At 47.7% G+C, this 26,977-nt stretch carries 20 protein-coding genes; 8 read left to right on the top strand and 12 right to left on the bottom strand.

Annotation, left to right across the window (positions count from 1 at the left end; all coding sequences use genetic code 11):
• Positions 1–42: 42 nt before the first annotated feature.
• The 4 genes from ACWJAO_RS07710 to ACWJAO_RS07725 are packed head-to-tail and all read left to right on the top strand — an operon-like array spanning position 43 to position 6,029.
• Entirely contained in the window at positions 43–354 is a 312-nt protein-coding gene (locus ACWJAO_RS07710; RefSeq protein ID WP_022122090.1) for a LysO family transporter, read from the top strand.
• Positions 351–953 (top strand): lysine exporter LysO family protein, encoded by a 603-nt coding sequence (locus tag ACWJAO_RS07715; RefSeq protein ID WP_287819143.1) that lies wholly within the window; start codon positions 351–353, stop codon positions 951–953. The genes ACWJAO_RS07710 and ACWJAO_RS07715 overlap by 4 nt, the downstream gene beginning before the upstream one ends.
• 34 nt (positions 954–987) lie before the next feature.
• Positions 988–4,143 (top strand): glycoside hydrolase family 2 TIM barrel-domain containing protein, encoded by a 3,156-nt coding sequence (locus ACWJAO_RS07720; protein WP_449139822.1) that lies wholly within the window; start codon positions 988–990, stop codon positions 4,141–4,143.
• A gap of 5 nt (positions 4,144–4,148) precedes the next feature.
• Positions 4,149–6,029: an MGH1-like glycoside hydrolase domain-containing protein gene (locus ACWJAO_RS07725; RefSeq protein WP_449139823.1), complete on the top strand. Its 1,881-nt coding sequence runs from the start codon at positions 4,149–4,151 to the stop codon at positions 6,027–6,029.
• A 113-nt stretch (positions 6,030–6,142) separates the two neighbouring features.
• On the opposite strand, the gene ACWJAO_RS07730 is transcribed toward ACWJAO_RS07725, so the two are convergent.
• From ACWJAO_RS07730 to ACWJAO_RS07760, 7 genes are all read right to left on the bottom strand, one after another.
• Complete coding sequence (locus ACWJAO_RS07730; protein ID WP_449139824.1) at positions 6,143–7,093, bottom strand: FecR family protein; 951 nt, start codon at positions 7,091–7,093, stop codon at positions 6,143–6,145.
• 53 nt (positions 7,094–7,146) lie between these two features.
• Positions 7,147–7,668: an RNA polymerase sigma-70 factor gene (locus ACWJAO_RS07735; protein ID WP_449139825.1), complete on the bottom strand. Its 522-nt coding sequence runs from the start codon at positions 7,666–7,668 to the stop codon at positions 7,147–7,149.
• Positions 7,669–7,731: 63 nt separating this feature from the next.
• Entirely contained in the window at positions 7,732–10,875 is a 3,144-nt protein-coding gene (porW, locus tag ACWJAO_RS07740; protein WP_449139826.1) for a type IX secretion system periplasmic lipoprotein PorW/SprE, read from the bottom strand.
• Between the two features lie 47 nt (positions 10,876–10,922).
• Positions 10,923–11,723 carry a metal ABC transporter permease gene (locus tag ACWJAO_RS07745; RefSeq protein WP_449139827.1) on the bottom strand — a complete coding sequence of 267 codons (801 nt, stop codon included), beginning with the start codon at positions 11,721–11,723 and terminating at the stop codon, positions 10,923–10,925.
• A 73-nt stretch (positions 11,724–11,796) separates the two neighbouring features.
• Positions 11,797–12,180: a hypothetical protein gene (locus ACWJAO_RS07750; protein WP_118065987.1), complete on the bottom strand. Its 384-nt coding sequence runs from the start codon at positions 12,178–12,180 to the stop codon at positions 11,797–11,799.
• Positions 12,181–12,260: 80 nt separating this feature from the next.
• Positions 12,261–13,505, bottom strand: coding sequence for a 3-phosphoshikimate 1-carboxyvinyltransferase (locus ACWJAO_RS07755; protein ID WP_449139828.1), 1,245 nt, complete (start codon positions 13,503–13,505; stop codon positions 12,261–12,263).
• A 46-nt stretch (positions 13,506–13,551) separates the two neighbouring features.
• On the bottom strand, positions 13,552–14,760 hold the full coding sequence (locus tag ACWJAO_RS07760; RefSeq protein ID WP_449139829.1) for a zinc-dependent metalloproteinase lipoprotein: 1,209 nt from the start codon (positions 14,758–14,760) through the stop codon (positions 13,552–13,554).
• 382 nt (positions 14,761–15,142) lie between these two features.
• Here ACWJAO_RS07760 and ACWJAO_RS07765 point away from each other — a divergent pair, with 382 nt between their 5' ends.
• A complete protein-coding gene (locus ACWJAO_RS07765) occupies positions 15,143–15,649 on the top strand; it encodes a VCBS domain-containing protein (protein WP_144153627.1) in 507 nt (168 codons plus the stop codon).
• A 230-nt stretch (positions 15,650–15,879) separates the two neighbouring features.
• On the opposite strand, the gene ACWJAO_RS07770 is transcribed toward ACWJAO_RS07765, so the two are convergent.
• From ACWJAO_RS07770 to ACWJAO_RS07790, 5 genes are all read right to left on the bottom strand, one after another.
• Positions 15,880–16,632 carry an exodeoxyribonuclease III gene (locus tag ACWJAO_RS07770; protein WP_449139830.1) on the bottom strand — a complete coding sequence of 251 codons (753 nt, stop codon included), beginning with the start codon at positions 16,630–16,632 and terminating at the stop codon, positions 15,880–15,882.
• 23 nt (positions 16,633–16,655) lie between these two features.
• Entirely contained in the window at positions 16,656–17,249 is a 594-nt protein-coding gene (gene folE, locus ACWJAO_RS07775) for a GTP cyclohydrolase I FolE (protein ID WP_117727317.1), read from the bottom strand.
• A 109-nt stretch (positions 17,250–17,358) separates the two neighbouring features.
• Entirely contained in the window at positions 17,359–18,006 is a 648-nt protein-coding gene (locus ACWJAO_RS07780; RefSeq protein ID WP_144151955.1) for an SPOR domain-containing protein, read from the bottom strand.
• A 145-nt stretch (positions 18,007–18,151) separates the two neighbouring features.
• The gene (locus tag ACWJAO_RS07785) at positions 18,152–20,245 is read right to left on the bottom strand and encodes a BT_3928 family protein (RefSeq protein ID WP_449139831.1); all 2,094 of its coding nucleotides are present in this window, start codon (positions 20,243–20,245) and stop codon (positions 18,152–18,154) included.
• A gap of 9 nt (positions 20,246–20,254) precedes the next feature.
• Entirely contained in the window at positions 20,255–20,803 is a 549-nt protein-coding gene (locus tag ACWJAO_RS07790) for a DUF1599 domain-containing protein (protein WP_228112588.1), read from the bottom strand.
• A gap of 187 nt (positions 20,804–20,990) precedes the next feature.
• Here ACWJAO_RS07790 and ACWJAO_RS07795 point away from each other — a divergent pair, with 187 nt between their 5' ends.
• From ACWJAO_RS07795 to ACWJAO_RS07805, 3 genes are all read left to right on the top strand, one after another.
• On the top strand, positions 20,991–22,433 hold the full coding sequence (locus ACWJAO_RS07795; protein WP_022122075.1) for a CCA tRNA nucleotidyltransferase: 1,443 nt from the start codon (positions 20,991–20,993) through the stop codon (positions 22,431–22,433).
• Positions 22,434–22,608: 175 nt separating this feature from the next.
• Positions 22,609–23,826, top strand: a complete 1,218-nt coding sequence (locus ACWJAO_RS07800; RefSeq protein WP_449139832.1) for an efflux RND transporter periplasmic adaptor subunit — start codon at positions 22,609–22,611, stop codon at positions 23,824–23,826.
• 87 nt (positions 23,827–23,913) lie between these two features.
• Positions 23,914–26,977: efflux RND transporter permease subunit (locus ACWJAO_RS07805; protein ID WP_449139833.1), on the top strand; the 3,064-nt coding region annotated here is incomplete at its 3' end.

A 26,977-nucleotide genomic window follows, 5' to 3' on the forward strand; every position in this document is an offset into this window, starting at 1 on the left:
AATAAAAACGAACAATAAAAAGAAGAAGAAAAACAAGAAACAATGCTCAAGATAGTAATGATTATGCTATGCGGAATAGGTACCGGCTATCTGCTCCGCAACAAGAAAATGAGTTTTATCGGCCGTATCATCACGGCGCTGATATGGGTACTCCTGTTCCTGCTCGGTATCGAGGTAGGTTCTAACCCTCGTATCATCAGCGGTCTTCAGACCCTGGGACTTGAGGCGATAGCCCTGACCTTGGGAGGCAGTCTGGGTAGTGCACTCTTTGCTTGGGCATTGTGGAAGTATGTTACAGCAAAGCAGGCTAAATCGTCGGCTCACGCTGAAACCGGGAAAGGAGGCAAGGCATGAAAGGCAGTTTGATTATCGTAAGCTTCTTTGTTCTGGGTATCATCGTAGGCTTGTGTGATGTGATTCCGGCAGGTTTCCTGGATAGCGACGTGAGCTATTACGCACTCTGCTGCCTGATGTTCTGCGTAGGCATCAGCATCGGTTGCGATACCTCTGTGCTGAAGAGTTTCAAGAAGGTGAATCCACGCCTGATGATGCTCCCTGTGATGACCATTCTGGGTACGCTGGCAGGTTGTGCTGCCGTATCTCTCATCTTGAGCCACCGCCAGCTTACCGATTGTCTGGCTATAGGTTCAGGATTCGGATATTACTCTCTTTCTAGTATCTTCATCACCGAATACCGGGGCGCCGAACTGGGCACCATTGCCCTTCTTGCCAACATCTGCCGCGAGATTCTTACCCTGCTGTGTGCTCCGCTGCTGGCAAAATACTTCGGCAAACTGGCACCTATCAGTGTAGGTGGAGCCACGACCATGGATACAACGTTGCCAATCATCACCCGATATTCGGGCGAGAGTTTCATCATCGTTTCCATCTTCCATGGCTTCTGTGTCGACTTTTCTGTACCCTTCCTGGTTACCTTCTTCTGTTCTTTGTAGAAATAACTAAAAGCAGTTTTAAACCAAAACCCGTATGAGACATATTTTCAGTTCATTCATGATATGTCTGAGCCTTTGCTGTGCCCATACCTCAGTAGCCCTTGCGGCTCAGGATGGCAAGCAGACAGCAGCTTCAGACCCTTGGCAGGACGCCACCGTAACCCATATCAACCGCATGCCGATGACCGCTCATTACTTGCCTTTTACAAGTGAGAATGGAGCCTTGGCACAGTTGAAGATGGACGACGCCCGCCGTTTCCAGTTGAACACCCAGAATGAGCGCCGCCGCTCGCTGGATGGTGTATGGAAATTCAAACTGGTGAAGAATCCGAGTCTTGCCTTGACCGATTTCTTCAAGACATCTTATAACGTAAGCGATTGGCAGAACATCAATGTGCCTGGCAGCTGGGAGTTGCAGGGCTTCGATGCACCCATCTACACCGATGTAACCTATCCTTTCAAGGCAAATCCTCCTTTCGTGCCACAGGATTACAACCCTGTAGGACATTATGTACACGAATTTACCGTGCCTGAAAACTGGAAGGGCATGGATGTGATCATGGATTTCGAAGGTGTAGAATCTGCCTTCTATCTCTGGATCAACGGCAAGATGGTGGGCTATAGTGAAGATAGCCGTCTGCCTGCCCACTTCAATATCTCCAAGTTCCTGAAGAAGGGCAAGAACCGCCTTGCCATGAAGGTGTTCCGCTTCAGCGACGGCAGTTATCTGGAAGATCAGGACTACTGGAAGTATAGCGGCATAGAGCGCAATGTGTTCATCCAGGCTCGTCCTAAGAGCAGAATGAACGACTACGTATTGGGAAATAAACTAATCAATCTATATAAGGATGGCAATTTCACGCTCGATGTGAATATGCTCAATCCACAAAAGGGTCAGAAGGTTGAGGTGAAAGTGCTTTCGGCAACAGGCAAATCTCTCTTCAAACAAATCCAGAGCATCACCTCACCTGCTGATACCTTGATTCATTTCGAAAAGCTGTTGAAGAACGTGCAGCCTTGGAGTGCCGAGAGTCCTTATCTCTACACCCTCGTCATCAATACTACCGACAGGAATGGTAGAGTAGAGGAGAGTGTGGCTCAGCCTTTCGGCTTCCGTACCATCGAAATGAAGAACGGACAACTTCTGGTGAACGGTGTAGCCATTACCATCAAGGGTGTGAACCGACAGGAGCACAATGCCGTTCACGGCAGAACCCTCAGCATCGGTGAGATGGTGAAGGATGTGAAGATGATGAAGCAGTTCAACATCAATGCCGTGCGTACCTCTCACTATCCAAACTATTCGGAGTGGTATCAGCTCTGCGATAAGTATGGTCTCTACATGGTAGGCGAGGCAAACATCGAATGTCATGGTATCCTGGATACAGAATACAAGCAGCTGGCAGACAGAGAAGACTGGTATCCTGCTTTCCACGACCGCATGTACCGCATGATCAAGCGCGACCGCAACCATACCGCCATCATCATCTGGTCTATGGGTAACGAGAGCGGATATGGCAAGAGTTTCGAGAAACTCTATGATATGAGCAAGGCGTTGGATCCAACCCGTCCGGTACAGTATGAGGGCGGCGGTTACAATGCCAAGTCGGATATCTACTGTCCGATGTATGCCCGCATCTGGTCTTTGCGCCGCCATGTCAACCAGCGTGATGAGCGTCCGCTGATTCTCTGCGAATATGCCCATGCCATGGGTAACAGCGAGGGTAACCTCAAGGATTACTGGGATCTGATTTACAAATACGACCAGTTGCAGGGTGGTTTCATCTGGGACTGGGTAGACCAGACCATCGCCAAGACCGATGACAAGGGACACAAATACTGGGCTTATGGTGGTGATATGGGATTCGTAGGCGTAGTAAACGATTCCAACTTCTGTGCCAACGGACTTGTAGCAGCCGACCGCTCGTTGCATCCACATATCTGGGAGGTGAAGAAGGTTTACCAGAACATCGCCTTCGAGCCAGTAGCCTTCATGCAGAACCGCATCAAGGTAACCAACCGATTCGACTATACCACGCTTAACAATTATCAACTCGTATGGGCAGTAGAAGCCAACGGCGAAACCATCAGAAGCGGCAAGATGAACTTCCCGACCCTCCTGCCTCATCAGACGAAGGAGATGGAGATACCGATGGGTACACTTCCTGCTGCCGACAACAAGGAATACTTCCTCACCCTGCGCGCCTTCAGCAAGCAGGCTACCGGAGCCGTTCCTGCAGGTCACGAGGTAGCCATCGAGCAGATGCAGCTGCCTGTAAGACTGGAAAAGGCTCAGGAACAGGTAAGCGGACAGATAGAGAAGACCGAGACAGAAGAGGCAATCACCATCCAGAGTAAGACCCGGGATTTCAGCATCAGCTTCTCTAAGAAGTCCGGCGAGATGACCTCTTTGAAATATGACGGCAAGGAAATGCTGCTGGCAGGTTTGCAGCCAAACTTCTGGCGCGGTATCACCGACAACGATGTGGCTAACGGTACTCAGGAACGCTGCGCTACCTGGCGTGAGGCAGGAAAGAAGATGGTACTGAAGGGCATCAAGACCCAGGCAGACAACCAGAAGGCTACCGTCATCGCAGACTTCGATATGCCTGAGCAGGAATCACAGATGCAGATTACCTATCAGATGCTTGCCAACGGAAATGTAGAGGTAAACATGCACTTCATGCCTGGCAACAAGGCGCTGCCGGAGATGCCTCGTCTCGGTATGCGCATGATTCTGAAGGGCGACTACGACCAGATGACCTGGTTGGGTAGAGGTCCGCAGGAGAACTATGCCGACCGTAAGAGCGGTTACCTCATCGGTAAGTATTCTGCCAGCGTATGGGAGCAATATCATCCATACGTACGAGCACAGGAAACCGCCAACAAGTGTGATGTTCGCTGGTTCACCCTCGCTTCGAAGGCTGGAGCCGGTATCAGGGTGGAAGGTGCTGAGCCATTGAGCGTAAGTGCCTGGAACTTCCCACAGGATGATCTCCTCTATGTTCCTTCTACCATCGAGCACCGTCATGGTGGCTGCGTAGACAAGAAGGACATGGTATGGGTGAACATCGACCATCTGCAGATGGGTGTTGGTGGCGATAATACCTGGGGCGCTATGGTGCATCCGGAATATACCATCACACCAAAGGAGTGGAGCTATAGCTTTACTATTAAGAACTTAAAATAAACGATATGAAGACTAAGTCTATAGCTATATTGACTATGGGGCTTGCCATGCTGTCTATGGACGGCATGGCACAGACCACCCGTCAGGAGTATAAGGATATTCTTGACATCCAGCTGACACCGGGTGCTCCCCGCCGTCATAACGGATGCTTCACGGATATGGGTTCGTGGATGGGCTTCACCCTCTCTGAGAAGGAGAAACCTACCGCAGGCTTCTGCGGACCTTTCAGCATCTATTACCGCAACTGGTATGCCCGTTCGCTGGTATCTCTCATTGATGGTACCGTGCAGGAACAGAGCTATTATCCGGGCGAAATCAGGATGAGTCTGAAGAAGGATGGTGCCGATATCTGTGAGAGTCTGCAGTTTGTAGATGCCCGTACGGCGTTGCTTACAGTTACCAATCCATCCAAGGTTCCGTTCACGTTTACTGCCGACAGCATCAGTACCCGTGCCAACGTATCACGTTGCAAGAACCGTGTTACCATTGGAGACTTCTATGGTGAACGTGTCATCATCGACTTCCCTCAGGAGGTTCAGGTGACTGATATCGACCACAACTATCTGGCTGCCGTGCCAAGAGGTGTAGAGCAGCTCACCATCGCCATTTCGCTGGTAGAGCAGGATACCGAGGCTTCGGTTCAGCATGTGCATACAGCCAGTCTGCTTGCCAATCCATCAGCCGCTCTCCAGGCAAATGATGACCGCTGGAACGGTTATCTGAAGAAGGTGATTCGTGATGATATGCCTGCAGAATATAACCGGGTGGCTGCGAAATCCATCGTCACCCTGCTTTCCAACTGGCGTGCCAAGCGAGGTGCCCTGTATCATGACGGCATCGTGCCAAGTCATGCTGTAGGCTATTTCGTAGGTTGCTGGGCATGGGACTGCTGGCGTTTCTCTGCCGGTATGGCTTCCTTCTTCCCTGAGTTGGCGAAGGATAACATCCGTGTGATGTTCGACTACCAGCAGCCAGACGGTATGATTATCGATTGCATCTATCCGGATGCTTCGGAGAACAACTACCGCGACAGCAAGCCTCCTCTGGCAGCCTGGGCGGTGAACGAGATTTATGAACATACCCAGGATTTGGCTTTCGTGAAGGAGATGTATCCGAAACTCCTGAAATATCACAAGTGGTGGTATGAGAAGAGAGATCACGACAAGAATCATATCTGTGAGTTCGGCTCGGTTGATGGCACTCTGGAGGCTGCAGCCTGGGAGAGCGGTATGGATAACGCCATCCGTTTCGACGGCACCAAGATGTTGCAGAACGGCAAGGATGCATGGAGTACTGATCAGGAGAGCGTTGACCTGAATGCTTATCTCTCGCTGGAGTATACCTTGCTCAAGAAGTTTGCCGGATTGCTGGGCGAGCCTTTCGACTTGCCTGACTATCGTGGACTGGTTGCCGATTATTTCTTTGATAAGAAGGATGGCTTCTTCTACGACCGCCGTCTGGATGGCGACAGAACATTTGTGCGTGAGGCAGGTTGTGAGGGATATATTCCTTTCTGGGCGAACATAGCAACGCCTAAGCAGTTTGCCAAGGCAAGAAAGTTGCTCGACAATAAGAAGAAGTTCTCTACCTTCATCCCATTCCCAACGATAGCTGCCGATAATCCGAAGTACAATCCGCAGGGTTACTGGCGCGGTCCTATCTGGCTCGACCAGACCTATTATGGCATCAAGGGCTATCGCAACTATGGTGAGAAGAAAAAGGCAGATGCCTATACCGACCAGGTGTTCCGCAATCTGCAGGGCATTTCGGCAGGTACCCCAATTTATGAGAATTATGATACGCATACCGGCAAGCCTATGCAGGCTTCTCACTTTAGCTGGAGTGCCGCATGCCTGATCATGATGTACAATGATTATGGAAAATAAACGAGATTCTCATGTGTTAAACGTCATGCCAAAGGGATTTGGCACATCTTAAAACCTAAATAAAAAAGCCTTTGAGCGTATCGGTAATGATAGCTCAAAGGCTTACTTTTTTATTATCTCAAAACATACTTTCCGGCTGGTGTCTTGCTGAACTTCACCTGATAGGCTTCAGAGATAATCTGCAGGGCTTCGGTAAGGCTGTTGTTCGGCAGGGTTCCTGTGAAAGGTTCGATGGTATCCATTTCTACAGCAATCTCTACTCCGTAATTCTTCTCCAGACTTCTGATGACTCTGCCCAGCGATGCATCACGGAATACCAGCTGCTTCTTCTGCCATGCACAGGCATCCTCAATATGCGATACTTCGCGGACATCCATCTTTCCGGTCTGTTTGTTCACCACAACGATTTCGTTTGGTTTCATCGTATAGGTGCTGCCGTTGGCAAGGGAAGTGAGCATCACGCTACCGTTGAGCAGCGCAACTTCTGCAGTCTGTTCTTTCTTTCGGTTGATGACGTTAAACTCGGTACCCAACACTTTGATTTCCATTCCCTGCATGTGGATGATGAACGGATGCCGGGCGTCTTTGGCTACCTTGTAGTGAGCCTCGCCTTCAAATTCAATCTCGCGATTGTCCTTGCAGAAATCCTGTGGTGCATATTTGATGCTGGAGAGCGAATTGAGCGCTACCACACTCTTGTCGGGCAGGGTGATGCTCACCTGTTCGCCTTCCTGGGTGGTGATTTCTGTCAGCGGAATCGCGGCATATTGCCTGTTTTCCTTATACATCATTCCCATAATCACCATGCAGATAGGCAGGGCAATAGCTGCCGCTATCTGGGTCCACTTGAGGACGCGCTTCAGGGTGAATTGCTTACGGGTTCCTATCTGTTCATGAATTTCGGCCTTGATACGTGCCAAATCTTCGTCAGAGATACCGCTATCCGGGATGATGCCGTGCAGCCATTCCTCTTCCATGGCTGCAGCTAATTCTTCATCTGAACAGTTGTTAATCCGTTCCTTCAGATTAGCTAAGTCTGTACTATTCTTGATGTCGTCTAACATAAAACAATCCTTTTTTAGGTTATACATGGTTCGGTAGAGAATGTACCGTTAAATTATACTAAAAACAAGAGCCACATCAGGTTGGTGCGGTTGCTGATAAGCTGTCGGAGCTGTTTCAACCCCATGGACAGCTGGTTCTTAACGGTCTGTTCACTATAGTTGAGCTTCTCGGCAATCTCTTGATTGTTGAGCATCTCCAACTTGGAGAGTCGGATGATTTCCTGCTGTGTCTTGGGCAGTTTGGCAAGCATCAGGTTGAGCTGTCTGACGAAATCATCATACTCCAACTGACTGTCAGCAGTGGTGCTATTGTGATGGTCAAGATAGTCCATGTAGTCTTCGTACACGGGCGAATTGATGACCTTCCTGTAGGCGTTGATGAGATAATGCTTGGCTCTGAGGAAGAGCAGCGGCTTTACGCTTTCTGCCTCTTCCAGCGTGCTTCGGTTGTTCCAGAGCCACACGAAGGTATCTTCCATGATCTCTTCGGCATTCTCCTTCGACTTGGTATATTTCAGGCAAAAGGCAAAGAGTCTGCGGGCATATAGCTCGTAGATCTCATCGAATGCCTTCATAGATCCTTTTCTGAGTTGAAGGATAAGTTCTGTTTCTGTCTTTTTAAACATGATAACTATTCACTAAAATCCGTCTAAATCATATTCTTCGCTGTCCAAATCCAGACTGTCGTCGTTGTCGAAAGTTGTCTTTGGCGCTTTTTCTTCCTTTATATCCGCATCGGTTCCCTGGGTTCCGGTTGTTCCGGTACCTGCGGTTCCGTTATTTGTCGTACCATTATCGAAGGTTCCTGTTGTACCGTTGCTGAAAGTTCCGGTTGTTCCGGTTTCTATTTCATCGGCAGTTCCGGTTTCTTCTTCATTTTCTTCTGAATTATCCGTCTTTTCCTGCTGGATGATTTCCGCCGGTTCTTCAAGCAGTGGGTCCTTGCTGATTTTCAGCGGTGCCAGATGCTGGGTATAGAAGAGGGTATAATCGTCGTAGCTCAGACTGGTGCCCAGCAGCAGGAGGTTTGGCTCGCTGATGACGATACCGCGGGCTCCCTTTGACAGGAGCTGGGTGATAGCCTGGTGCTGGTAGATGTCGTTGGCATACTGGCGTGCCTCGTCGTAATTGCGGAATCCCTTTACCTGCATGCGGTGCAGACCATTCTGTTCATCGATGACGAGGTCGAAATTGCGCACGAGATAGGAGGTGAAATTGTATTTCGCCATCTCGAAGAGCAACTGGTTCTCGTTCACAGAATCGGGTACGTAGGCAAGCATGAAGACGAACGGCTCGTTGCGCTCAATGCTGAATACCTTGGCTTTAGTCTTGGCATCATCATTGAGTACGGCGTTGCGGCGCGACCATACATTGCTCAGGTCGAATGTACCGCCCTTGAGCTGTCTGCCGGCTTTCACTCCGTTGAGAATCATTCCCGCCATCTCGCTGAGTCGGCTGTTCGGATATTTCTCTACCACCTGCTGCATATCGTCGAGACATGCCTGGATATTTCCCTCGTGGAGCTGGGTGAGTCCACCGATAAAGAGGAACTTGTCGCGGTTGGCTCCTTCTGGATAGCGTTTGTCTGAGATTGCTCGGTTGTGTACCACCTTATTATATAGGTTAGCCTTGAAGGCATCGTAGGTGGCAGCATAGAGCGAATCTTCGAGATGAATGCCCATCTTCGCATCTTCCTCATAATAAGGAGAGGTGAGCAGGGCGGTCCATTGGCTCTCCGGATAATTCGCTTTCAACAGGTCGAGATAGCGGCTGGCGATGGCTGGCTGCTTCCGGATGTTGTAGAGCAGGTAGAGGTGATAGTAGGCATCATCGAGATGTTCGTATGATGAGTTCTTCTTCACCAGTCGCTGCAGCATGCGTTCGCTTTCGTCCAGATCATCGAGCTTATCTTTCAGGATGATGCCGGCATGCAGCAGTCCGTCATCCAGAATCTGATTGCTTTCTGCCATCTTCTCTTCGGTGAGCGGAATCTGAGCGAGATAGTAGGCACGCTGATGCGGATCTTCTTCTGCACTCAGGTTCTTCTCCTTCTCCTTTTCAATGTCTTTCTTCTGTGCCTCGTTGAGGAGAGAATCGCGCTGTTCATCGGTCATTTCTTCTACGCCTTTGGCATCGGCAACTACGGTCTGGTTGCTCCGTTGCCAGTTGTCGATATTCTTTCTCTTGCCCCAGAGACGTTCAAACTGCTGTTTGCCTTGGGCTACGGCAGATTGGGAATAGAAATACCAGGTACTGCTGTTGCCGAAACCGCCGTTGCCCTGGGCTCCGTTTCCGAAGTTGGATGAGGCATTGCTGTTTCCCTGATTCCTGTTATTTCTGCTGTTATTACCATTGCCGTTATTTCCGCCGGCACTTTGGTTGTCTTGTTTTTCTGCCAATTCCTGGTCGGCAAGTCTTCTCTTTTCTTCCTTTTCTTGCTTTTTCAGGGCATCTATCACCTTGTCAATGGCTACATTCCGCTCTGTTTCGCTCATGTGGGCGAGTGATTGCAGGGAGTCCTGCAGATGGATGGCGTCGGTATAAGGCACCAGTTCGTCGAGTACCTTCGAACGGTCGGAGAGCTGTTTGTAGTCTTTGCGGTCCTGGTCCAGGAGTCCGATGGCTGCATCATAGCATCTTTTGGCATCGCCATATCGGTGGCATTGCCAGTATACATTGCCCAGATGCAGCAGCAATACACCTTTCTCAACTCCGTTGCGGCTTGATTTCGCAGCTCCCTTTTCGTATGCAGCAATAGCCTGAAGCGTATCGCCCTGGTTGAGATGTATGTTGCCGATGGCATAATAAACCTGGTCGAGATACTCCTGGTTCTTGTCGCTCGCAGCCATTCGTTTCAATTTAGATACCATCTTCCGGGAGTTGTTGGTTGCCAGAACCTCGGTCATGGAGATGCGGGCATTGAACTCCAGTTCGTAAGGCGGATTGAGACGGATGACATGCTTGAAAGCGCGGTAGGCATTTTGGGCATGTCCCTGTTGTGCTTCTACCTGTCCCATCAGATACCATAGACGTGCTTTCTGCTTGCGTCGCATCTCATAGCCGATGGCTTTGCGGAGATACGGAATGGCTTCCTGATAGCGTCCGGTCTTCAGATAGTAGAGGGCATAGGTCTTGTCCCATTCCTTCTGGGCACGCCAGTGGATGGAATCGCGCTCGATATTACGGATTACATCTTCTGCATCGTATATCCAACCCGATTCCAGATAACTCTTGGCGAGCCAGGCACGTGCCTTGCCGTAAATGGCGGGTTGGGTAGCGTAGAGGCGGCTCATATAGGCAAAGGTGGCTGCTGCCGACTGGAAATCGCCTTCAAAAAACTGGGAACGGCCCATCAGCATCCATGCCTTCCAAAGGAACGGATTATATTCACGGCGCTGCAGCCATTCCAGGTCTTTAGCAGTCTTGCGGCGTTTCTTGTCCCATACCGGGCGGCGCTTGATGCTGTGCTGGTGAATGGCTTTCTCGCATTTCTCGATGGCGCGGTCGTAGTTCGACTTGCCCAGTTCGCGGCTGTTCTTGTTGCCTACAGTATAATAAGGAATCATTTCAGAGTAATTATCCTTATTCCCGTTTTCCTTTTCGAGCGAGCCTTCTATATAGGCTACGGTACCATTATAATAGGTGTTGTATCGGGCGTTGAAGGCATGCCACCATCTGCTCTTCGCCGTATTTTTCTGCGTAGAGCATCCTGCTATGGCCATTGCAAAGGCAAGGACAACCATAGCTGGCAAGAGGTTTCTGAATGGGAAATGCTTCAACATAAGTTTCTTCTTTATTTAAAATTATACTTTCCGTGTATGCGAAAGCCTTAGTGCTTTCTGGTTGCCAGTATCCTTGCTGCTGCAAACAGGATGATGCTGACGAAGATGATGGTTGCACCCGATGGCACATTGAGCAGATAACTGGCATAGAGACCCACGATGCAGTCGATGCAACCTATCACGATGCTGGCACCTATCATGCGCTTGTAGCTATAGGTGAAGAGGTTGGCTGTCATCTGTGGTATGGTGAGCAGACTGATGGCAAGTACGATGCCCACCATCTTGATGGTTGCCACGATGGTCATGGCGATGAGCGTCATCATCATATATTCTATCGCTGTAACCGGCAGATGTTGCGATTTGGCAAAGGTGCTGTCGAATGCGATGGTCTGGATAGGACGCAGCAGAAAGGTGAACAGCAATGCAACAAACAGGGTAAGACCTGCCAGTAGCCAGAGGTCTGTGCTGTCGATGGCAAGTATACTTCCGAAGAGGAAAGAGGGCAGGTCGGGCATGAAGCCAGGAGTAAGGAAGCAGCAGATGATGCCCACGCTCATGCCTAGGGTCCAGAACATGGCGATGGCAGAGTCTTTGCGCACATCTTTCTTCCGTGATACCCATTGCACGCCGAAGGCACTCAAGATGGCGAATACCATGGCAGAGAGTATGGGGTTGATGCCTGCAAATACGCCGATACCGATGCCGCCAAAAGAGGCATGCGTAATGCCACCGCTGATGAAGACTAGCCGGCGGGTGACGATGTAGGTGCCTACAAAGCCGCAAAGGATGCTTGCCAGTAGGGCGCCAATCAGCGCGTTCTGAAAAAATGTATATTGCAGTATATCCATGTCTTTACTTTGAACTTAAAACTTTGAACTTTGAACTTTGCGTATTGCATGTTACGCATAGCGCATTGCATGTTTAACTTAAAAAACTGATGACTTCGTCCTTTATCTGGTTGGGCAGGTTGATGCCTCTCAGTATCAGACTTCGGTTCCATCCCGCCACTTCGTCTGGCTGCATCGTATAGAGCACTTCCGAGAATTCCTCTACCTCCTCATCGGTATAGTCGTCGGCAGCTCTTCCTGCAAACCGGTCGAGTTCCTCGTCATCGTAGTATTCTATTTCCTTGGTGGCGGCTTCCATCATGCATTCCTGTTCGCATTTTGCGTTCTCTCCGTTGCATGTATTGCACGAAACTCCTTCCTGCAAAGGCTCTTCATCCTCTCCCTTGCGATGAGAGATGATGCCGAAAATGGCGCTTATCAAGCCTAGGACCACCAGGGCCAAAATCAGGTACAACATTTACTTTGAACTTTGAATATTGAACTTTATGATTAGCAAAGCTGTAGAACAATTAACTGTCAACTATCAACTATTAACTATCAACTATTAACTATCTCAAATCCCACCTTTTTGAGGTCTTCCCAATAATGAGGATAGGATTTGCTCACTACCTCAGGATTGTTGATTTCTATCTGAGGGAACTTGAAGGCAAGAGGGGCGAAGGCAAGTGCCATGCGATGGTCCTCGTAGGTGTCGATAGGCTCGAAACTAGGCTCGCAGGTCTCGCCATCCCAAATCAGCGTGTTATCGTTCTCGTCATAAATCACGTAACCCACCTTCTTCAGCTCCTTCTTCAATGCCTCGATGCGGTCGGTCTCCTTGATCTTGAGACTGGCAAGACCGGTGAACTTAAACTTTACGCCTAGGGCACAGCAGGCTACAACGATGGTCTGTGCAAGGTCTGGAGAACCGCTGAAATCGTAGTCGAAACGAGGCAAGAGACAGCGCTGGACTTTCAACTTGACAGGAGAAAGAACATCACGATTCTCAAATTCTGATTTCACGCCCAACAGACTGAAGATGTATTTCACTACAGAATCGCCCTGCTTAGAATTGTCGAACAAGCCTTCGAGTCTTACCTCAGAATCAGGGTTTCCGTTCAGCGCCATCATTTCATACCAGTAAGAAGAAGCGCTCCAGTCATTCTCGATGGTGTAGTCGGCTACGCAGCTGTAAGGTTGTGGCTTTACGGTGATGGTATCTACATCGGTCCATTCTGCGCTGGCTCCGAAGTTCTGCATCGTCCACAGCGTAAGGTCGATGTAAGGACGGGATGCAATCTCGCCCGTCAGCTTCAGTTCCAGACCGTTTTTCAGGATAGGACCAATCATCAGCAGTGCCGAGATATACTGCGAACTGATGTTTCCCACCACTTCGAGATGTCCGCCTTCCAATGGCTTACCAACGATGTGGAGTGGAGGATAGCCCTCTTTCTTTTCATACTGTATATCAGCTCCGAGGTAACGCAGGGCATCTACCAGGATAGCAATAGGGCGGTTCTGCATGCGTTCGGTACCTGTGATGGTATGCTCGCCCGGTGTAGCAGAAAGATAAGCGGTCATAAAGCGCATGGCAGTACCGGCAGCCTTGATGTTGATGACATCAGGCATATCGCGCAGTGCCGCAATGATGACTTCTGTATCATCGCAATCGCTCAGGTTGTGGGGCTGCACCTTGCATCCCGCCATGGCATTGATTACCAATGCACGGTTGCTGATACTCTTGGAAGCTGGCAAGTTGATACTTGCATTGAGTTGGCGTGGAGCCTTGATTGTATATTTCATGTTCTTCTTGTTTCTGTTTCTTTTAATACTCTTTTTTCTGATTTTGCTATTTCTCAGCCTTCAGCATCCGGATGTCCTTGATGCAGACAGCCTTCTCTTTGGCATATCGGATAGGGAGGTCATCTTCTGTTTCCGGCATCTCATCCCATGCACGAGTTCTCGGACGAATCTTCTTCGGACCCGGTATCAGGGGCGAATAATACAGAACCTGGCGGATGCGGTTTGCCTGTTCTGGGGTGAATCGCATGCTGTAACAGATGCTGTAGTCCATCAGATTGTCTGACTGCCATTTCTCATTCTTGCTGTTGGTGCGTTTGGCAAGCTCTTTCATGCTGAGCGTGGTATCCTTTTTGATGGCTTGTGCATTACTGACATATTCTGTCAGCCATTTGCCGTATGCTATTCGGTTGTAGCTCGGTGTATCATCGCAATAGTCTGAGTCGTCATCATCATCGGCAGCCTCTGATTTGTCTTTCACTGTCTTTTCTGAGAAACTGTGGAAGAGACCCAGATAATGTCCCAATTCGTGAGCCAGCGTAGCATTCGGGTCGGCTGTATTGTAGGTATATCCCTTATGATTCTTATCTGTAGTATATCGGGTTCCTTCTTTATCCCTTCCCACATAGATAGAATTAAGCGAAACGCAATACGGAAATTTGCCCGGTTTGCTCAGCGGATAGTTCTTGCCATTGCTCAAACCATCTATCTGTGGATAGCCGCCTACCTGATAAGGCAGATGACTGATGCCCAGCGTGGTGCTGTTTTTATCGGTCTTCTTGAAGGCATATACCATCACATTGATGTAATTGTTCTGGTCCCAGCAGTACTTTACATAATTCTTGTCCTTCATGAAGCTCTCGCAGTCGAACTCCGATTCTGAAACCTTGATATATTCCACACCCGGTGTGCTGAGTCTCTTGCCGCTCTCATTCTTCTCAGCCAGTTCGAACAGGATATGCAGGTTCTCGCTCGGGATGGTATCCATCTGATAGTTGTATACATCACCCTGATAAAGTTCGTTCACATTGGAGAGAATCTCCTTGAGGCGGGTATATTCGATGTATTGCGTGGTGTTACTGTAGAAGACATGGAAGATGACAGGCAGATGATAAACATAATCATCGCCCGTAATGATATCTGTGTCACGGTCTTGCCCGTTGGATATGATAGGGTCGCCGATAGAGCCTTCGGTATCCTTGCATGATGCAAAGCTGAGGACGGTGAGGGCGATCATGAAATAAAGAATTTTTCTCATGCGCGTACCTTATATTATATATTTTCGTGCAAAAATACAAAAATAAAAGAAGATAGGCGAGAAATATTCTGAAAAAGTTTCTCGAAATGCCAAAAAACTTGTGCTTTTATCTTCTTGATGTATGTCAATTCAGTTACATTTTGTAAACTTGACTCCATGAAAATAGCGTTTTGTAAGGCGTGTCTTCGTGCAATATGCGAAATTTTAGGCTATGAAATTGCAAATTGTAAGATTGCGTACGTTCAAAATCAAAAAGTATTACTTGCTCAAAAAATAAGATAAAATAGCGTTAAGGAATTATGAACTTTTCGGAAATCGTTGTATCTTTGCACCAGAAAAAAGAAACAAAGACAATTACAATAACATCCTAAAAATAAACGATATGAAACGAATGATATTATTCTCATTGATGGCTTTGATGACCATAGCAGCTTTCGGTCGTAAGCACGTAGAGAATGCAACAGTTGTAGCTGACACTATTTTCTATGCAGAAAATATGAGCAATGTAACCAGTGCAGATCAGGCTAGTTATTACAGACTGCTGATGACTACTGGTTCTGGCCTTAACAAGAAGGACGTTTTCCAGGACTTCTATATGAATGGTAATCTCCGTGCTGAAGGTGGTTATAGTTTTATCGACCTCGGCAACGATCGCAATACTATCTTTAATGGTGAGGTTACTACCTATTATAAGAATGGTAAGGAGAAGTGGCATGGCAAGTATATCAATGGTAAGCGCGAAGGCTACTTCACACTCCAGCTCCGTGAAGGAGGTGTAGCTGTCGTTCAGTTCAAGAATGGCAAGTCTGTTCACGATTACTTCATGGTAACTTACAAGGACGGTTCTTCTGAGAAGAGAAAACTCTCTGAGTTGAAGCAGTTCATGTAATTAGAAATAAGCAACTGTGTAGTTATGTTACTTCATTGAATTAGAAAAAATCTCTCTTATATAAATTAAAATTTTATGTTGATATGACCAATATGGGGATGGCTTCCGTGAGGAAGGTGCATCCCCTTTTTTTATGACCTATATTTACCAACAACAAGAAGAGGGTGAATCATAAACTTATGACACACCCTCTTCTGATTATTCTTATTGATGTTGGCTGAAAGATAGGATTAGAACGTTAAGTCTACTTCTACTGGACAATGATCGCTGCCCATGATTTCAGTATGAATTTTAGCTTCTGTAATCTGTTCCTTGATACGGTCGGAGACAAGGAAGTAGTCGATACGCCAACCGGCATTCTTCTCGCGCGCCTTGAACCGGTATGACCACCACGAATAGGTTACTTCATCAGGATGGAGATAACGGAAGCTGTCGGTGAAGCCATCATTCAGAAGAACGGTCATCTTTTCGCGCTCCTCATCGGTGAAACCGGCATTTCGACGGTTGGTCTTCGGATTCTTGATATCTATCTCTTCGTGTGCTACATTCAGATCGCCGCAGATGACGACTGGTTTCTTGGTATCAAGAGATTTCAGGAACTTGCGGAAATCGTCTTCCCAGGTCATGCGATAATCCAGGCGCTTGAGCTCTGTCTGAGAATTTGGGGTGTAGCAGGTAACGAGATAGAACTGGTCATATTCCAGCGTGATGATTCTGCCTTCATGATCATGTTCCTCTACGCCCATGCCATAACTTACGTTTAATGGCTTGTGCTTGGTATAAATGGCTGTACCGGAGTATCCTTTTTTCTCAGCGTAGTTCCAATAACTCTCGTAGCCCTCAAACTGAAGGTCGAGCTGTCCCTCCTGCATCTTTGTTTCCTGCAGGCAGAAGAAGTCGGCATCGAGTTCCTTAAACTGGTTCTCGAAGTCCTTGCCTACGCAAGCGCGCAGGCCATTTACGTTCCAGGATATAAACTTCATTTTTTGTAATAATGTTGAAAAAATTAAATTCTCTTCGTTTCTCCTCTCAGCAGACTCATGAATTCCTGGCGTGTGTTCAGTGAATTGAAGACTCCGCTGTAGTCGCTGGTGGTGGTTATGGAATTCTGTTTCTCTACACCTCGCATCTGCATGCACATGTGCTTGGCTTCTATCACAACCATCACACCCTGAGGATTCAATGTTTCCTGAATGCAGTCTTTAATCTGCTGGGTAAGACGCTCCTGTACCTGGAGACGATGGCTGTAGATATCAACCACACGGGCAATCTTGCTCAGACCGGTAATCTTTCCGTTCGGGATATAAGCTACATGCACCTTGCCATAGAAAGGAAGCATGTGGTGCTCGCACATCGAGAAGAAATCAATATCTTTCACGATGACCATCTGGTTGTATTTCTCTTCGAAGAGGGCATCGGTCAATACCTTGTGTGCATCCTGTGTATAGCCGCGAGTCAGTATCTGCATAGCCTTGGCTACTCGCATCGGCGTTTTTACAAGTCCTTCACGTTCAGGGTCTTCTCCCAAGAGCTTTAATACTTCAGTATAGTGTTCTGCGAGTTCGTCCAATCCCTCGCGAAATTCTGTTTCTGGATTCATATCTTATTTACTTTGAACTTTGAATTTTGAACTTTATGAATAGTAAGGCTGTTGAATTGGCTTTCCCTTCGGCCGCCGAACGTTGTTTCTTCACTATTCACTCTTCACTTTAGTACTGTACCGTAATCTGTCCCTTTACTAGGCATGCCTGTCTGTATCCCAGGGAACGAACCTTGGCGAGCATCTTCTGGGCTTCAGCTAAGCTGCGGAAGTTGCCCATTCGGCAAATCCATCTTGGAGAGTAGAAATGAACATAAACCGGCTGTTCAGGGAAATGAACTTTCAGCTGATTGCCAGTCTGTTCTGCTTTCAGGCGGTCGTTACGCGAATTGCCGCCAGCAAAAGCCTGTACTCTATATCCTGTAACCTTATAGCTTTTGCGCATCACTTTCTTGCGCATATCCACTACAGGTGTCTCTGTTTCTTCGTTTTTGTTCTCTGCCTTTTGGGCATTGTTCACGTGGGCATTCTCTCGGTTTGCCTCATGATGCTGTGGCTCAGTCTTCTTCAGGGAATCAGGCCCCTGCTTGCGCTGAGTTTCAGGCTCTTTTTCTTTTTTCTGTGGGGTAGTCTTAGTCTTGTCGTCTTGTGGAATCACTTGTTTGCCGTTTACCAGTTCATCAATCGCCTTACTTTGGTTCACGGTTACAACACCCTTTCCCGGTTCCTTCTGTTTGAGATGGTCCAGGTAGTTCTGCGCATTAGCTGTGAATGTTGAGCAGAGGATCATAATCAATAATGTGACGAATTGTTTCATGACTATTCCTTTTATATTTGTCGTCTTGTTTTAAAACTGCACCTTATTCTTGGATCTCTCTATATATAATAAGGTGTAATGAAGAATGAAGGGATGCGCTTCACGAAGAAGGCATCCCTTCGGGAAATGTAATATCCTTATGAGATTACTTCTTCCAAGCGTCGATGATACCCTTGAAATCAGCAGCCTTCAAAGAAGCACCACCGATCAAACCACCATCGATGTTTGGCTTAGCGAAGAGCTCAGGTGCGTTGCTAGCCTTGCAGCTACCACCGTAGAGGATTGAAGTCTCCTCAGCAGCCTCGTTGCCATACTTCTCTGCTACGATAGAGCGGATGTATGCCAACATCTCTTCAGCCTGGTCAGAAGTAGCAGTCTTACCTGTACCGATAGCCCAGATTGGCTCGTAAGCGAGGATGATGTTCTTCCAAGCGTCAGCGCTCAAGTGGAATACTGAACCTTCCAACTCAGCCTTTACTACCTCGTTCTGCTTCTCAGCCTCACGCTCCTCAAGAGTCTCACCGCAGCAGAAGATAACCTTCAAACCGTTAGCCAAAGCCAACTCTACCTTCTCCTTCAAGATCTCTGCTGTCTCGCCATAGTACTGACGACGCTCTGAGTGGCCGAGGATAACATACTGAGCACCTGTGCTCTTTACCATCTCAGCTGAAACCTCACCAGTGAAAGCACCCTTAGCCTTGTCTGCGCAGTTCTCTGCACCAAGACCTACTACCTTTGAATCCAAAACCTGAGCTACAGAAGCCAAGTGGATGAATGGAGTACAGATTACTACGTCGCAGTTTGGTTTGTCTGCTACCAATGCCTCGTTAATCTCCTTAGCGAGAGCAACACCGTCCTGCAGGTTCATGTTCATTTTCCAGTTACCTGCTACAATTTTCTTTCTCATTTTTCTTTTCTTTTTAAAAGTTGATAATATTCTGTTCGAATTCTCTTTCTTTCTAATCCAGGCGCCCCAAGCCCAGAGCCGGTCGGCGATGGTGAGGAGTACCAGTGGAATGATGAACCAGGAGATGACGCCAGCTATCTTCTTGGCGGCACTTACTTCCGGCATCTTGCCTATCTCGGTTTTCTCCAGTGGTTTGTCACCAATCTCTGCCATGTCTGGTAAATCATTGTGACTCCATTTCCGGATGATGGTTCCGTTCTTCAGCAGAAGAAGACCCGGATTGCTGCGGATTACCGTCTTCAGCGTAGTCTCGTCTGTGACATAGAAGGGATATTCCGCTCCTGTTATGTCCTGCCAGTGCTTGATGGCTTTCTCCGTACTTGCCGTGAGGCAGAGAAAACGGTAGCCATGGTCGTTGGCATATTCGTAAATCTCATCGATATTGCCGAAGTTGCTGTCATCGGCAAATTCCAGATGTGGCGAAACCAGGAGGAAGGTGTAGCCTTTATCGTGAATTACTTCCTGGGTAATGTCTTCTCCCGTCTTGGCATCAGCTATGCTGAAGTCGTGTATTGGAGGTACGTAACCTTCTTCGGTCTGAACCGTCTTGCTGTCGATGAAGGTCCAGGTAGAGTCGGGATAGTTGTCTATCGTAAACTCCTTCCGTTCTCCGTTCTTCTCCAGAATGAAGGTGGTATCAAACTTGGGTTGCTTGGCTCCTTTCGGAATCTCCATGCCCTTGGCGATGTTGACACCTATGTGATAAGGACGGAAGTCGAATTGCGGAAGATACCACAGACTCCAGATACTCATCACGATGGAGAAGAGGAAGGTGTAGTTGATCACCACCCACTGGGTCTGTCTCGAGATGAGTCTCTGCATCTCCAGTGGCTTTCTCCAAAGCAGGACGGCGAATATCAGGAGGATGATGTTCTTGATGAATGTCTCCATATTGGTGAGCACTACGGCATCGCCGAAGCATCCGCAATCCTTTACTGGGTCTGCGATAACGATCCACAGGGTAATCAGCGTCATCACGCTCATCACGGCAAGGGTGATCTTGCTCGTCAGTCTCCGTCGGATGGCGAAGAGGAGGAAGATACCGATGGCAAACTCTGCAGTGGCTAGTAATACCGACATCACCAGGGTGCTCCAGTCGGGGAACATCCAGTCGATGTGCAGCGCCTCCAGATAGTCGGTTATCTTGTATTGCGTGCCTAATGGGTCAATTCCCTTCACAAATCCTGAGAAAATGAAGGTTATTGCCATCAGCAGTCGCCCGATATTGACCGCTATCTTTGTTAATATGTGAGTTGCCTTATTCTTTATCATTTTATATTTTTACTTCTCGCTCATTTTGATGGCACCGAAGACGGCATAGTTGATGATGTCCATATAGTTGGCATCAATACCTTCAGAAACGAGGGTAGCGCCTGCGATGTCTTCAATTTCCTTTACGCGCTGAATCTTGGTCAGGATGAAGTCTGTATAACTGCTGACTCTCATCGAGCGCCATGCTTCATCATAGTCATGGTTCTTCCTGAGCATCAGTTCCAGTGCCTCCTTTGCATGGAGGTCGTATAGTTTCATAGCCTCTTCGGGTGTCATATCCACCTCATCCACGAAAGGCTTTTCAAGCTGGATGAGTCCTATGATACCATAATTGATAAGGGCGATGAATTCCGGACGGATACCTTCGCCAACCAAAGATTCTTTCTTGATTTCGAGCGAGCGGATGCGCTTCGCCTTGATATAGAGCTGGTCTGTCAGAGAAGAAGGGCGCAAGATTCTCCAAGAGGCTCCATAATCATGAAGCTTCTTCTCAAATAATGTCCTGCATTCACTCATGACATCCTTAAACTGCTGTTCTGTTTTCAATAAATCTGCCATAATAATTTCGAAATTCGGTGCAAATTTACGCATTTATTGTGAAATAACCAAATATTTATTTTGTTTTTCGCTTAAATTGCAGTAACTTTAAATAAGTTACGCTGCACTCGGAAGAAAAAATAAATCGTGATTTATTTTGTTTTTCGCTCATTTTGCAGTAACTTTGCACCCCTAAAGTAAAAAGAGTATGAGAAATTTGACCAATGCCGAACTGGCACAGATACTGGATAAGGATATATTTCATAAGATTTCAGAGGCAGCAGATGGGCTGTCTGTGGAGTGTTATGTAGTAGGTGGATATGTGCGTGACCTCTTCCTGGAGCGACCTTCCAATGATATTGATGTCGTTGTGGTGGGTAGCGGTATAGAGGTGGCTTCTGCCTTGAAGAAGATGCTCGGAAGAAAGGCGCATCTCTCTGTGTTCCGTAATTTCGGAACAGCACAAGTGAAGTATCAGGATACTGAAGTGGAGTTTGTTGGCGCCCGCAAGGAGAGCTATCAGCGCGATTCCAGAAAGCCTATCGTGGAAGATGGAACGCTGGAGGATGACCAGAACCGTCGCGACTTCACCATCAATGCGATGGCTATCTGCCTGAACAAAGACCGTTTTGGAGAACTCGTAGATCCTTTTGATGGTGTCTACGATATGGAAGATGGTATCATTGCCACTCCGCTCGACCCGGATATCACTTTTTCTGACGACCCGCTGCGTATGATGCGTTGCGTGCGTTTCGCTACCCAACTCAATTTCCAGATTGAGGAGGAGACCTATGATGCGCTCTCCCGTAATGCTGAGCGCCTGAAGATTATCAGTGCTGAGCGCATCTGCGACGAGATGAACAAGATTATGCTCTCCAAGCACCCAAGCAGCGGCTTTTATTATCTGAAAGATACAGGTCTGCTCGATCTCATTCTGCCAGAACTGGTGGCGATGGACAAGGTGGAAACGCGAAACGGCAGGGCGCATAAGAATAATTACGACCATACGATGGAGGTGCTCGAAAATGTCTGCAAGCATTCTGATAACCTCTGGCTCCGCTGGGCTGCGCTCTTCCACGACATCGGCAAACCGAAGAGCAAGCGCTGGGACAACAACATCGGCTGGACATTCCACAGCCATAATATAATAGGTGCAAAGATGATTCCGGGTATCTTCCGCCGTATGAAACTTCCGATGGATGCGAAGATGAAGTATGTGCAGAAGCTGGTAGAACTCCACATGCGTCCGATTGTGATTGCTGATGAGGAGGTTACCGACAGTGCCGTTCGCCGTCTGCTGAATGATGCCGGTGATGACATCAACGACCTGATGACGCTCTGCGAGGCTGATATCACCAGCAAGAACCAGGTACGCAAGCAGCGATTCCTGGATAATTTCAAGATGGTGCGCGAGAAACTGGTCGATCTGCAGGAACGTGATTATAAGCGACTTCTCCAGCCATGTATCGATGGAAATGAGATTATGGAGATGTTCCATCTTACACCTTGCCGCGAGGTAGGTACCCTGAAGCAGTATCTCAAGGATGCCGTGCTGGACAATAAGGTGGCTAATGAGCGCGAACCGTTGATGGAGCTTCTGATGAAGAAGGCTCAGGAGATGGGACTGGTAAATGCAGAAAACTCAAAATAGAGAATAATTTTTGTTAAATAACGGCTCCTTGCGAGCCGTTATTCATTTATTATTAGTACTTTTGCAGCGCTTTTAAAACTTAAAGGCGCATAAAAGTTTTCGCTGGAGGGTGAAAAAACATTTGAATAAGAGAAGATAAAAGATTAAATAATAAATTATAATATATAAAATAGGTATGAAAATTAAAAGCGTTTTGTTTGTTGCAGCAGTTTGTGTTCTTGCTGCGTTGACATCATGTGGTGGAAGTAAGAAAGGCGGTCTGCCTAACTTCGGCGACGATGAGTTCGCTGTGGCTACTATCGGTACTTCCAGCGCCGCATTGCAGACTACCTATCCTGCTACCATCAAGGGTATCCAGGATGTAGAGGTACGTCCTAAGGTTTCTGGTTTTATCACTAAGGTTTTTGTACACGAGGGTCAGACAGTATCAGCAGGTCAGGCTTTGTTCTCTATTGATAGCGAGACCTATCAGGCTGCTGTCCGTTCTGCAGCTGCCGCTGTAAACACAGCTAAGGCTCAGGCTAATACAGCCAAGTTGACTTATCAGAACAACAAGAAGTTGTATGATAGTAAGATTATCGGTGAATACGAACTCTCTACAGCAGCTAACAGCTATGCAACGGCTCAGGCTCAGGTAGCTCAGGCAGAGGCAGCTTTGGCTTCAGCCCGCGAGCAGTTGGCTTGGTGTACCGTTACCAGCCCTTCTGCCGGTGTAGTAGGTAGTCTTCCTTTCAAGGTAGGTGCTTTGGTAAGCGCTTCTGGTCAGGCTCTGACAACCGTTTCCAACATCAGCACTATGGAGGTATTCTTCTCACTCTCTGAGTCTCAGATTCTGAATATGTCTAAGACCAATGGTAGCGTTCAGGCTGCTATTGCTTCTTTCCCAGCTGTTAAGTTGCAGTTGGCAGACGGTTCTATCTATAATCATCCAGGTAAGGTTGTCAAGATGAGTGGTGTCATCGATGCAACCAGCGGTTCTATCTCTCTTATCGCTCACTTCGCTAACCCAGAGAAGTTGCTGAAGAGTGGTGGTGCAGGTTCTATCGTAGTTCCTAATGATCATAACAGCGCTATCGTTATCCCTCAGGAGGCTTGCTCTCAGGTTCAGGATAAGATCTTCGTTTACGTAGTAACCAAGGATAACAAGGTGAAGTATTCTGAGATCAAGGTAAATCCACAGGATGATGGCAAGAACTATATCGTAACTGCAGGTCTTCATGTAGGCGACCGCATCGTTCTGAAGGGTATCACCAAGTTGACCGATGGTCAGCAGATCAAGCCTATCACTCTGGAGCGTTACAATCAGAAGATTGCTGAGGCTACCAAGTTGAGTGAGTCTCAGGACAATGCTCATGCATTCGCTACTACCATGAGCGGTAAGAAGGATAAATAATGTATAATTAATAATGTATAATGAATAATTAATAGGCCTGTGGCAATTATTAATTGTTAATTATTAATTCTTGATTAAAATAAGATTATGTCATTTACAAACTTTATAAAGCGCCCGGTACTTTCGACGGTGGTTTCCATCTTCTTCGTCTTGCTGGGTATCATCGGCTTGGTATCGCTGCCTATCGAGCAGTATCCGAATATCGCGCCGCCTACCATCTCGGTGTCTACCACCTATCAAGGTGCTGATGCTCAGACGGTGTTGAACTCAGTTATCGCTCCTTTGGAGGAGAGTATCAATGGTGTGGAGAACATGACTTACATGACTTCTCAGGCTTCCAACTCTGGTTATGCCAGCATCACTGTATACTTTAAGCAGGGTTCTGACCCTGATATGGCTGCCGTAAACGTGCAGAACCGTGTGTCCCAGGCACAGTCATTGCTGCCAGCCGAGGTTACAAAGGTGGGTGTGACCGTAACCAAGCGTCAGAGTTCCAACGTGATCATGTTCGCTCTGACCACAGACGATGGCCGTTACGACGACCAGTTTGTTACCAACTACGCCTTGATCAACGTCGTTCCTCAGTTGAAGCGTATCAATGGTGTGGGTGATGTGCAGAGCCCTTCTACCCGTAACTACTCTATGCGTATCTGGTTGAAGCCAGAGAAGATGAAGGAATTCGGACTGGTTCCTTCTGATGTTTCTCAGGCTTTGTCAGAGCAGAATATCGAGGCTGCTCCTGGTAGCTTTGGTGAGAGTTCTGATATGCAGTATGAATATACCTTGCGTTATAAGGGTCGTTTGAAGACTCCATTGGAGTATGAGAACATTCTCATCAAGAGCAATACTTCCGGTCAGACTCTCCGCCTCGGCGAAATTGCCAAGGTTGAGTTGGGTGGTTTGCATTATAACGTAAACCTGCTCAATGATGGTCAGCCTGCCGTGATGGGTATGGTTCAGCAGATTGCCGGTTCTAACGCTACCCAGATTGCCAGCGACGTAAAGAAAACGCTTGATGAACTGGAGAAGAGTTATCCTCCTGGATTGAAGAATGTCATCCTGATGGATGTTACCGAGTTCTTGTTCGCATCTATTGAAGAGGTAATCTTTACCTTGATTATCACCTTGGTATTGGTATTCATCGTGGTATATATCTTCTTGCAGGATTTCCGTTCTACCTTGATTCCTATGATTGCCGTACCAGTGGCTTTGGTTGGTGCATTCTTCTTCCTGTGGGTGTTCGGATTCTCTATCAACTTGCTGACGCTCTCCGCTTTGTTGTTGGCCATTGCGATTGTGGTCGATGATGCCATAGTGGTGGTCGAGGCGGTTCATGCTAAACTCGACCAGGGTTACAAGAGCGCCCTTACAGCTTCTATTGATGCGATGAATGAAATCTCTGGCGCCATCATCTCTATTACATTGGTGATGTCAGCCGTGTTCGTTCCTGTATCATTCATCGGTGGAACATCTGGTTACTTCTATCGTGAGTTCGGTGTTACCATGGCAGTGTCAATCGTCATCTCTGCTGTCAACGCGTTGACTTTGTCTCCTGCTCTTTGTGCGGTGTTATTGAAACCACATGATGAGGAGCATGGCGAGAAGAAGTTGTCGCTTATCGACCGCTTCCATGCTGGGTTCAACTATCAGTTTGATAAGATTACCAATAAATATAAGAAAGGTGTACAGTGGGTTATCGGTCATGGCATTATCGCTGGTAGCTTGGTGGCTGTCAGCATCGTGGGCTTGGTTGCCCTGATGGGTACTACCAAGACAGGACTTGTTCCTGATGAGGATACTGGTACTATCTTCGCTTGTATCTCTACTGCTCCTGGTACTTCTCAGGAACGTACTGCCCAGGTGGTACAACAGGTGGATAAGATGTTGGCCAACAACCCTGCCGTAGCTACCCGTACTGCCATCATGGGTTATAGCTTTATTGGTGACGCAAGTTCTAACCAGGGTACTATCATCGTCAAACTGAAGCCATTCGAGGACCGTCCTGGTGGATTCTTCCATCGTATTAAGGCGGCTTGTACGGGTGGCGGTATTGAGGCGCTGTTTGTCAACCCTATGGAATATACTTCTGTGTTAGGTATGATCTACAAGCAGACTGCCACGATCAAGGATGCACAGGTTCTGGCCTTTGCTCCACCTATGATTTCCGGTTTCTCTGTACAGAATGGTATTACCATGACTATGCAGGATAAGACGGGTGGCGATCTGAACAGATTCTATACCAACGTGAAGGCTTTCTTGAAGGAACTGAATGCCCGTCCTGAGATTCAGACTGCGCAGACTCAGTATAACCCTAACTATCCTCAGTACATGGTGGATGTGGACGTTGCCAAGACCAAGCAGGCTGGTATTTCTCCATCTTCAGTATTGGCAGTGATGCAGGGTTATCTCGGTGGTCTCTACGCATCTAACTTCAATGCCTATGGTAAGCTCTACCGTGTCATGATTCAGGCAGGTCCTGAGAACCGCATGCGTCCTGACGATTTGAACAAGATTTATGTACGTTGTGCTGATGGCACCATGTCTCCAGTGAGCGAGTTTGTGAACTTGAAGAAGATTTATGGTCCATCCAACATCACACGTTTCAACCTGTTTACCTCAATGGATGTGTCTGTAACTCCTAACAGCGGCTATTCTACCGGTGACGGTATGAAGGCTATTGCCGAGGTGGCTAAGCAGACATTGCCAGAAGGCTATGGTTATGAGTACTCAGGTTTGACCCGTTCTGAGGCTGAGTCCAGCAACTCTACAGGTTTGATCTTCGCACTCTGTATCGTATTCGTTTACCTCATTTTGAGTGCCCAGTACGAGAGTTACATCTTGCCATTGTCTGTAGTATTGTCTATCCCATTCGGTTTGGCTGGTGCGTTCATCTTCACTAACCTCTTCGGTCACTCTAACGATATCTACATGCAGATTTCGTTGATTATGTTGATCGGTCTGTTGGCTAAGAACGCCATCCTGATTGTACAGTTCGCCCTCGAGCGTCGTCGTACGGGTATGGCCATCAAGTACTCAGCTATCCTGGGTGCCGGTGCCCGTCTCCGTCCTATCCTGATGACCTCTCTGGCGATGGTTATCGGTCTGTTGCCTCTGATGTTCGCATCAGGTGTAGGTAAGAATGGTAACCAGA

This window comes from Segatella sp. (assembly GCF_977051555.1).

What these genes read in the sequence shown, in the direction of transcription:
- ACWJAO_RS07710 (WP_022122090.1), top strand. Translation starts at nt 43, where the DNA reads ATGCTCAAGATAGTAATGATTATGCTATGCGGAATAGGTACCGGCTAT.
- ACWJAO_RS07715 (WP_287819143.1), top strand. Translation starts at nt 351, where the DNA reads ATGAAAGGCAGTTTGATTATCGTAAGCTTCTTTGTTCTGGGTATCATC.
- ACWJAO_RS07720 (WP_449139822.1), top strand. Translation starts at nt 988, where the DNA reads ATGAGACATATTTTCAGTTCATTCATGATATGTCTGAGCCTTTGCTGT.
- ACWJAO_RS07725 (WP_449139823.1), top strand. Translation starts at nt 4,149, where the DNA reads ATGAAGACTAAGTCTATAGCTATATTGACTATGGGGCTTGCCATGCTG.
- ACWJAO_RS07730 (WP_449139824.1), bottom strand. Translation starts at nt 7,093, where the DNA reads ATGTTAGACGACATCAAGAATAGTACAGACTTAGCTAATCTGAAGGAA.
- ACWJAO_RS07735 (WP_449139825.1), bottom strand. Translation starts at nt 7,668, where the DNA reads ATGAAGGCATTCGATGAGATCTACGAGCTATATGCCCGCAGACTCTTT.
- porW (WP_449139826.1), bottom strand. Translation starts at nt 10,875, where the DNA reads ATGTTGAAGCATTTCCCATTCAGAAACCTCTTGCCAGCTATGGTTGTC.
- ACWJAO_RS07745 (WP_449139827.1), bottom strand. Translation starts at nt 11,723, where the DNA reads ATGGATATACTGCAATATACATTTTTTCAGAACGCGCTGATTGGCGCC.
- ACWJAO_RS07750 (WP_118065987.1), bottom strand. Translation starts at nt 12,180, where the DNA reads ATGTTGTACCTGATTTTGGCCCTGGTGGTCCTAGGCTTGATAAGCGCC.
- ACWJAO_RS07755 (WP_449139828.1), bottom strand. Translation starts at nt 13,505, where the DNA reads ATGAAATATACAATCAAGGCTCCACGCCAACTCAATGCAAGTATCAAC.
- ACWJAO_RS07760 (WP_449139829.1), bottom strand. Translation starts at nt 14,760, where the DNA reads ATGAGAAAAATTCTTTATTTCATGATCGCCCTCACCGTCCTCAGCTTT.
- ACWJAO_RS07765 (WP_144153627.1), top strand. Translation starts at nt 15,143, where the DNA reads ATGAAACGAATGATATTATTCTCATTGATGGCTTTGATGACCATAGCA.
- ACWJAO_RS07770 (WP_449139830.1), bottom strand. Translation starts at nt 16,632, where the DNA reads ATGAAGTTTATATCCTGGAACGTAAATGGCCTGCGCGCTTGCGTAGGC.
- folE (WP_117727317.1), bottom strand. Translation starts at nt 17,249, where the DNA reads ATGAATCCAGAAACAGAATTTCGCGAGGGATTGGACGAACTCGCAGAA.
- ACWJAO_RS07780 (WP_144151955.1), bottom strand. Translation starts at nt 18,006, where the DNA reads ATGAAACAATTCGTCACATTATTGATTATGATCCTCTGCTCAACATTC.
- ACWJAO_RS07785 (WP_449139831.1), bottom strand. Translation starts at nt 20,245, where the DNA reads ATGATAAAGAATAAGGCAACTCACATATTAACAAAGATAGCGGTCAAT.
- ACWJAO_RS07790 (WP_228112588.1), bottom strand. Translation starts at nt 20,803, where the DNA reads ATGGCAGATTTATTGAAAACAGAACAGCAGTTTAAGGATGTCATGAGT.
- ACWJAO_RS07795 (WP_022122075.1), top strand. Translation starts at nt 20,991, where the DNA reads ATGAGAAATTTGACCAATGCCGAACTGGCACAGATACTGGATAAGGAT.
- ACWJAO_RS07800 (WP_449139832.1), top strand. Translation starts at nt 22,609, where the DNA reads ATGAAAATTAAAAGCGTTTTGTTTGTTGCAGCAGTTTGTGTTCTTGCT.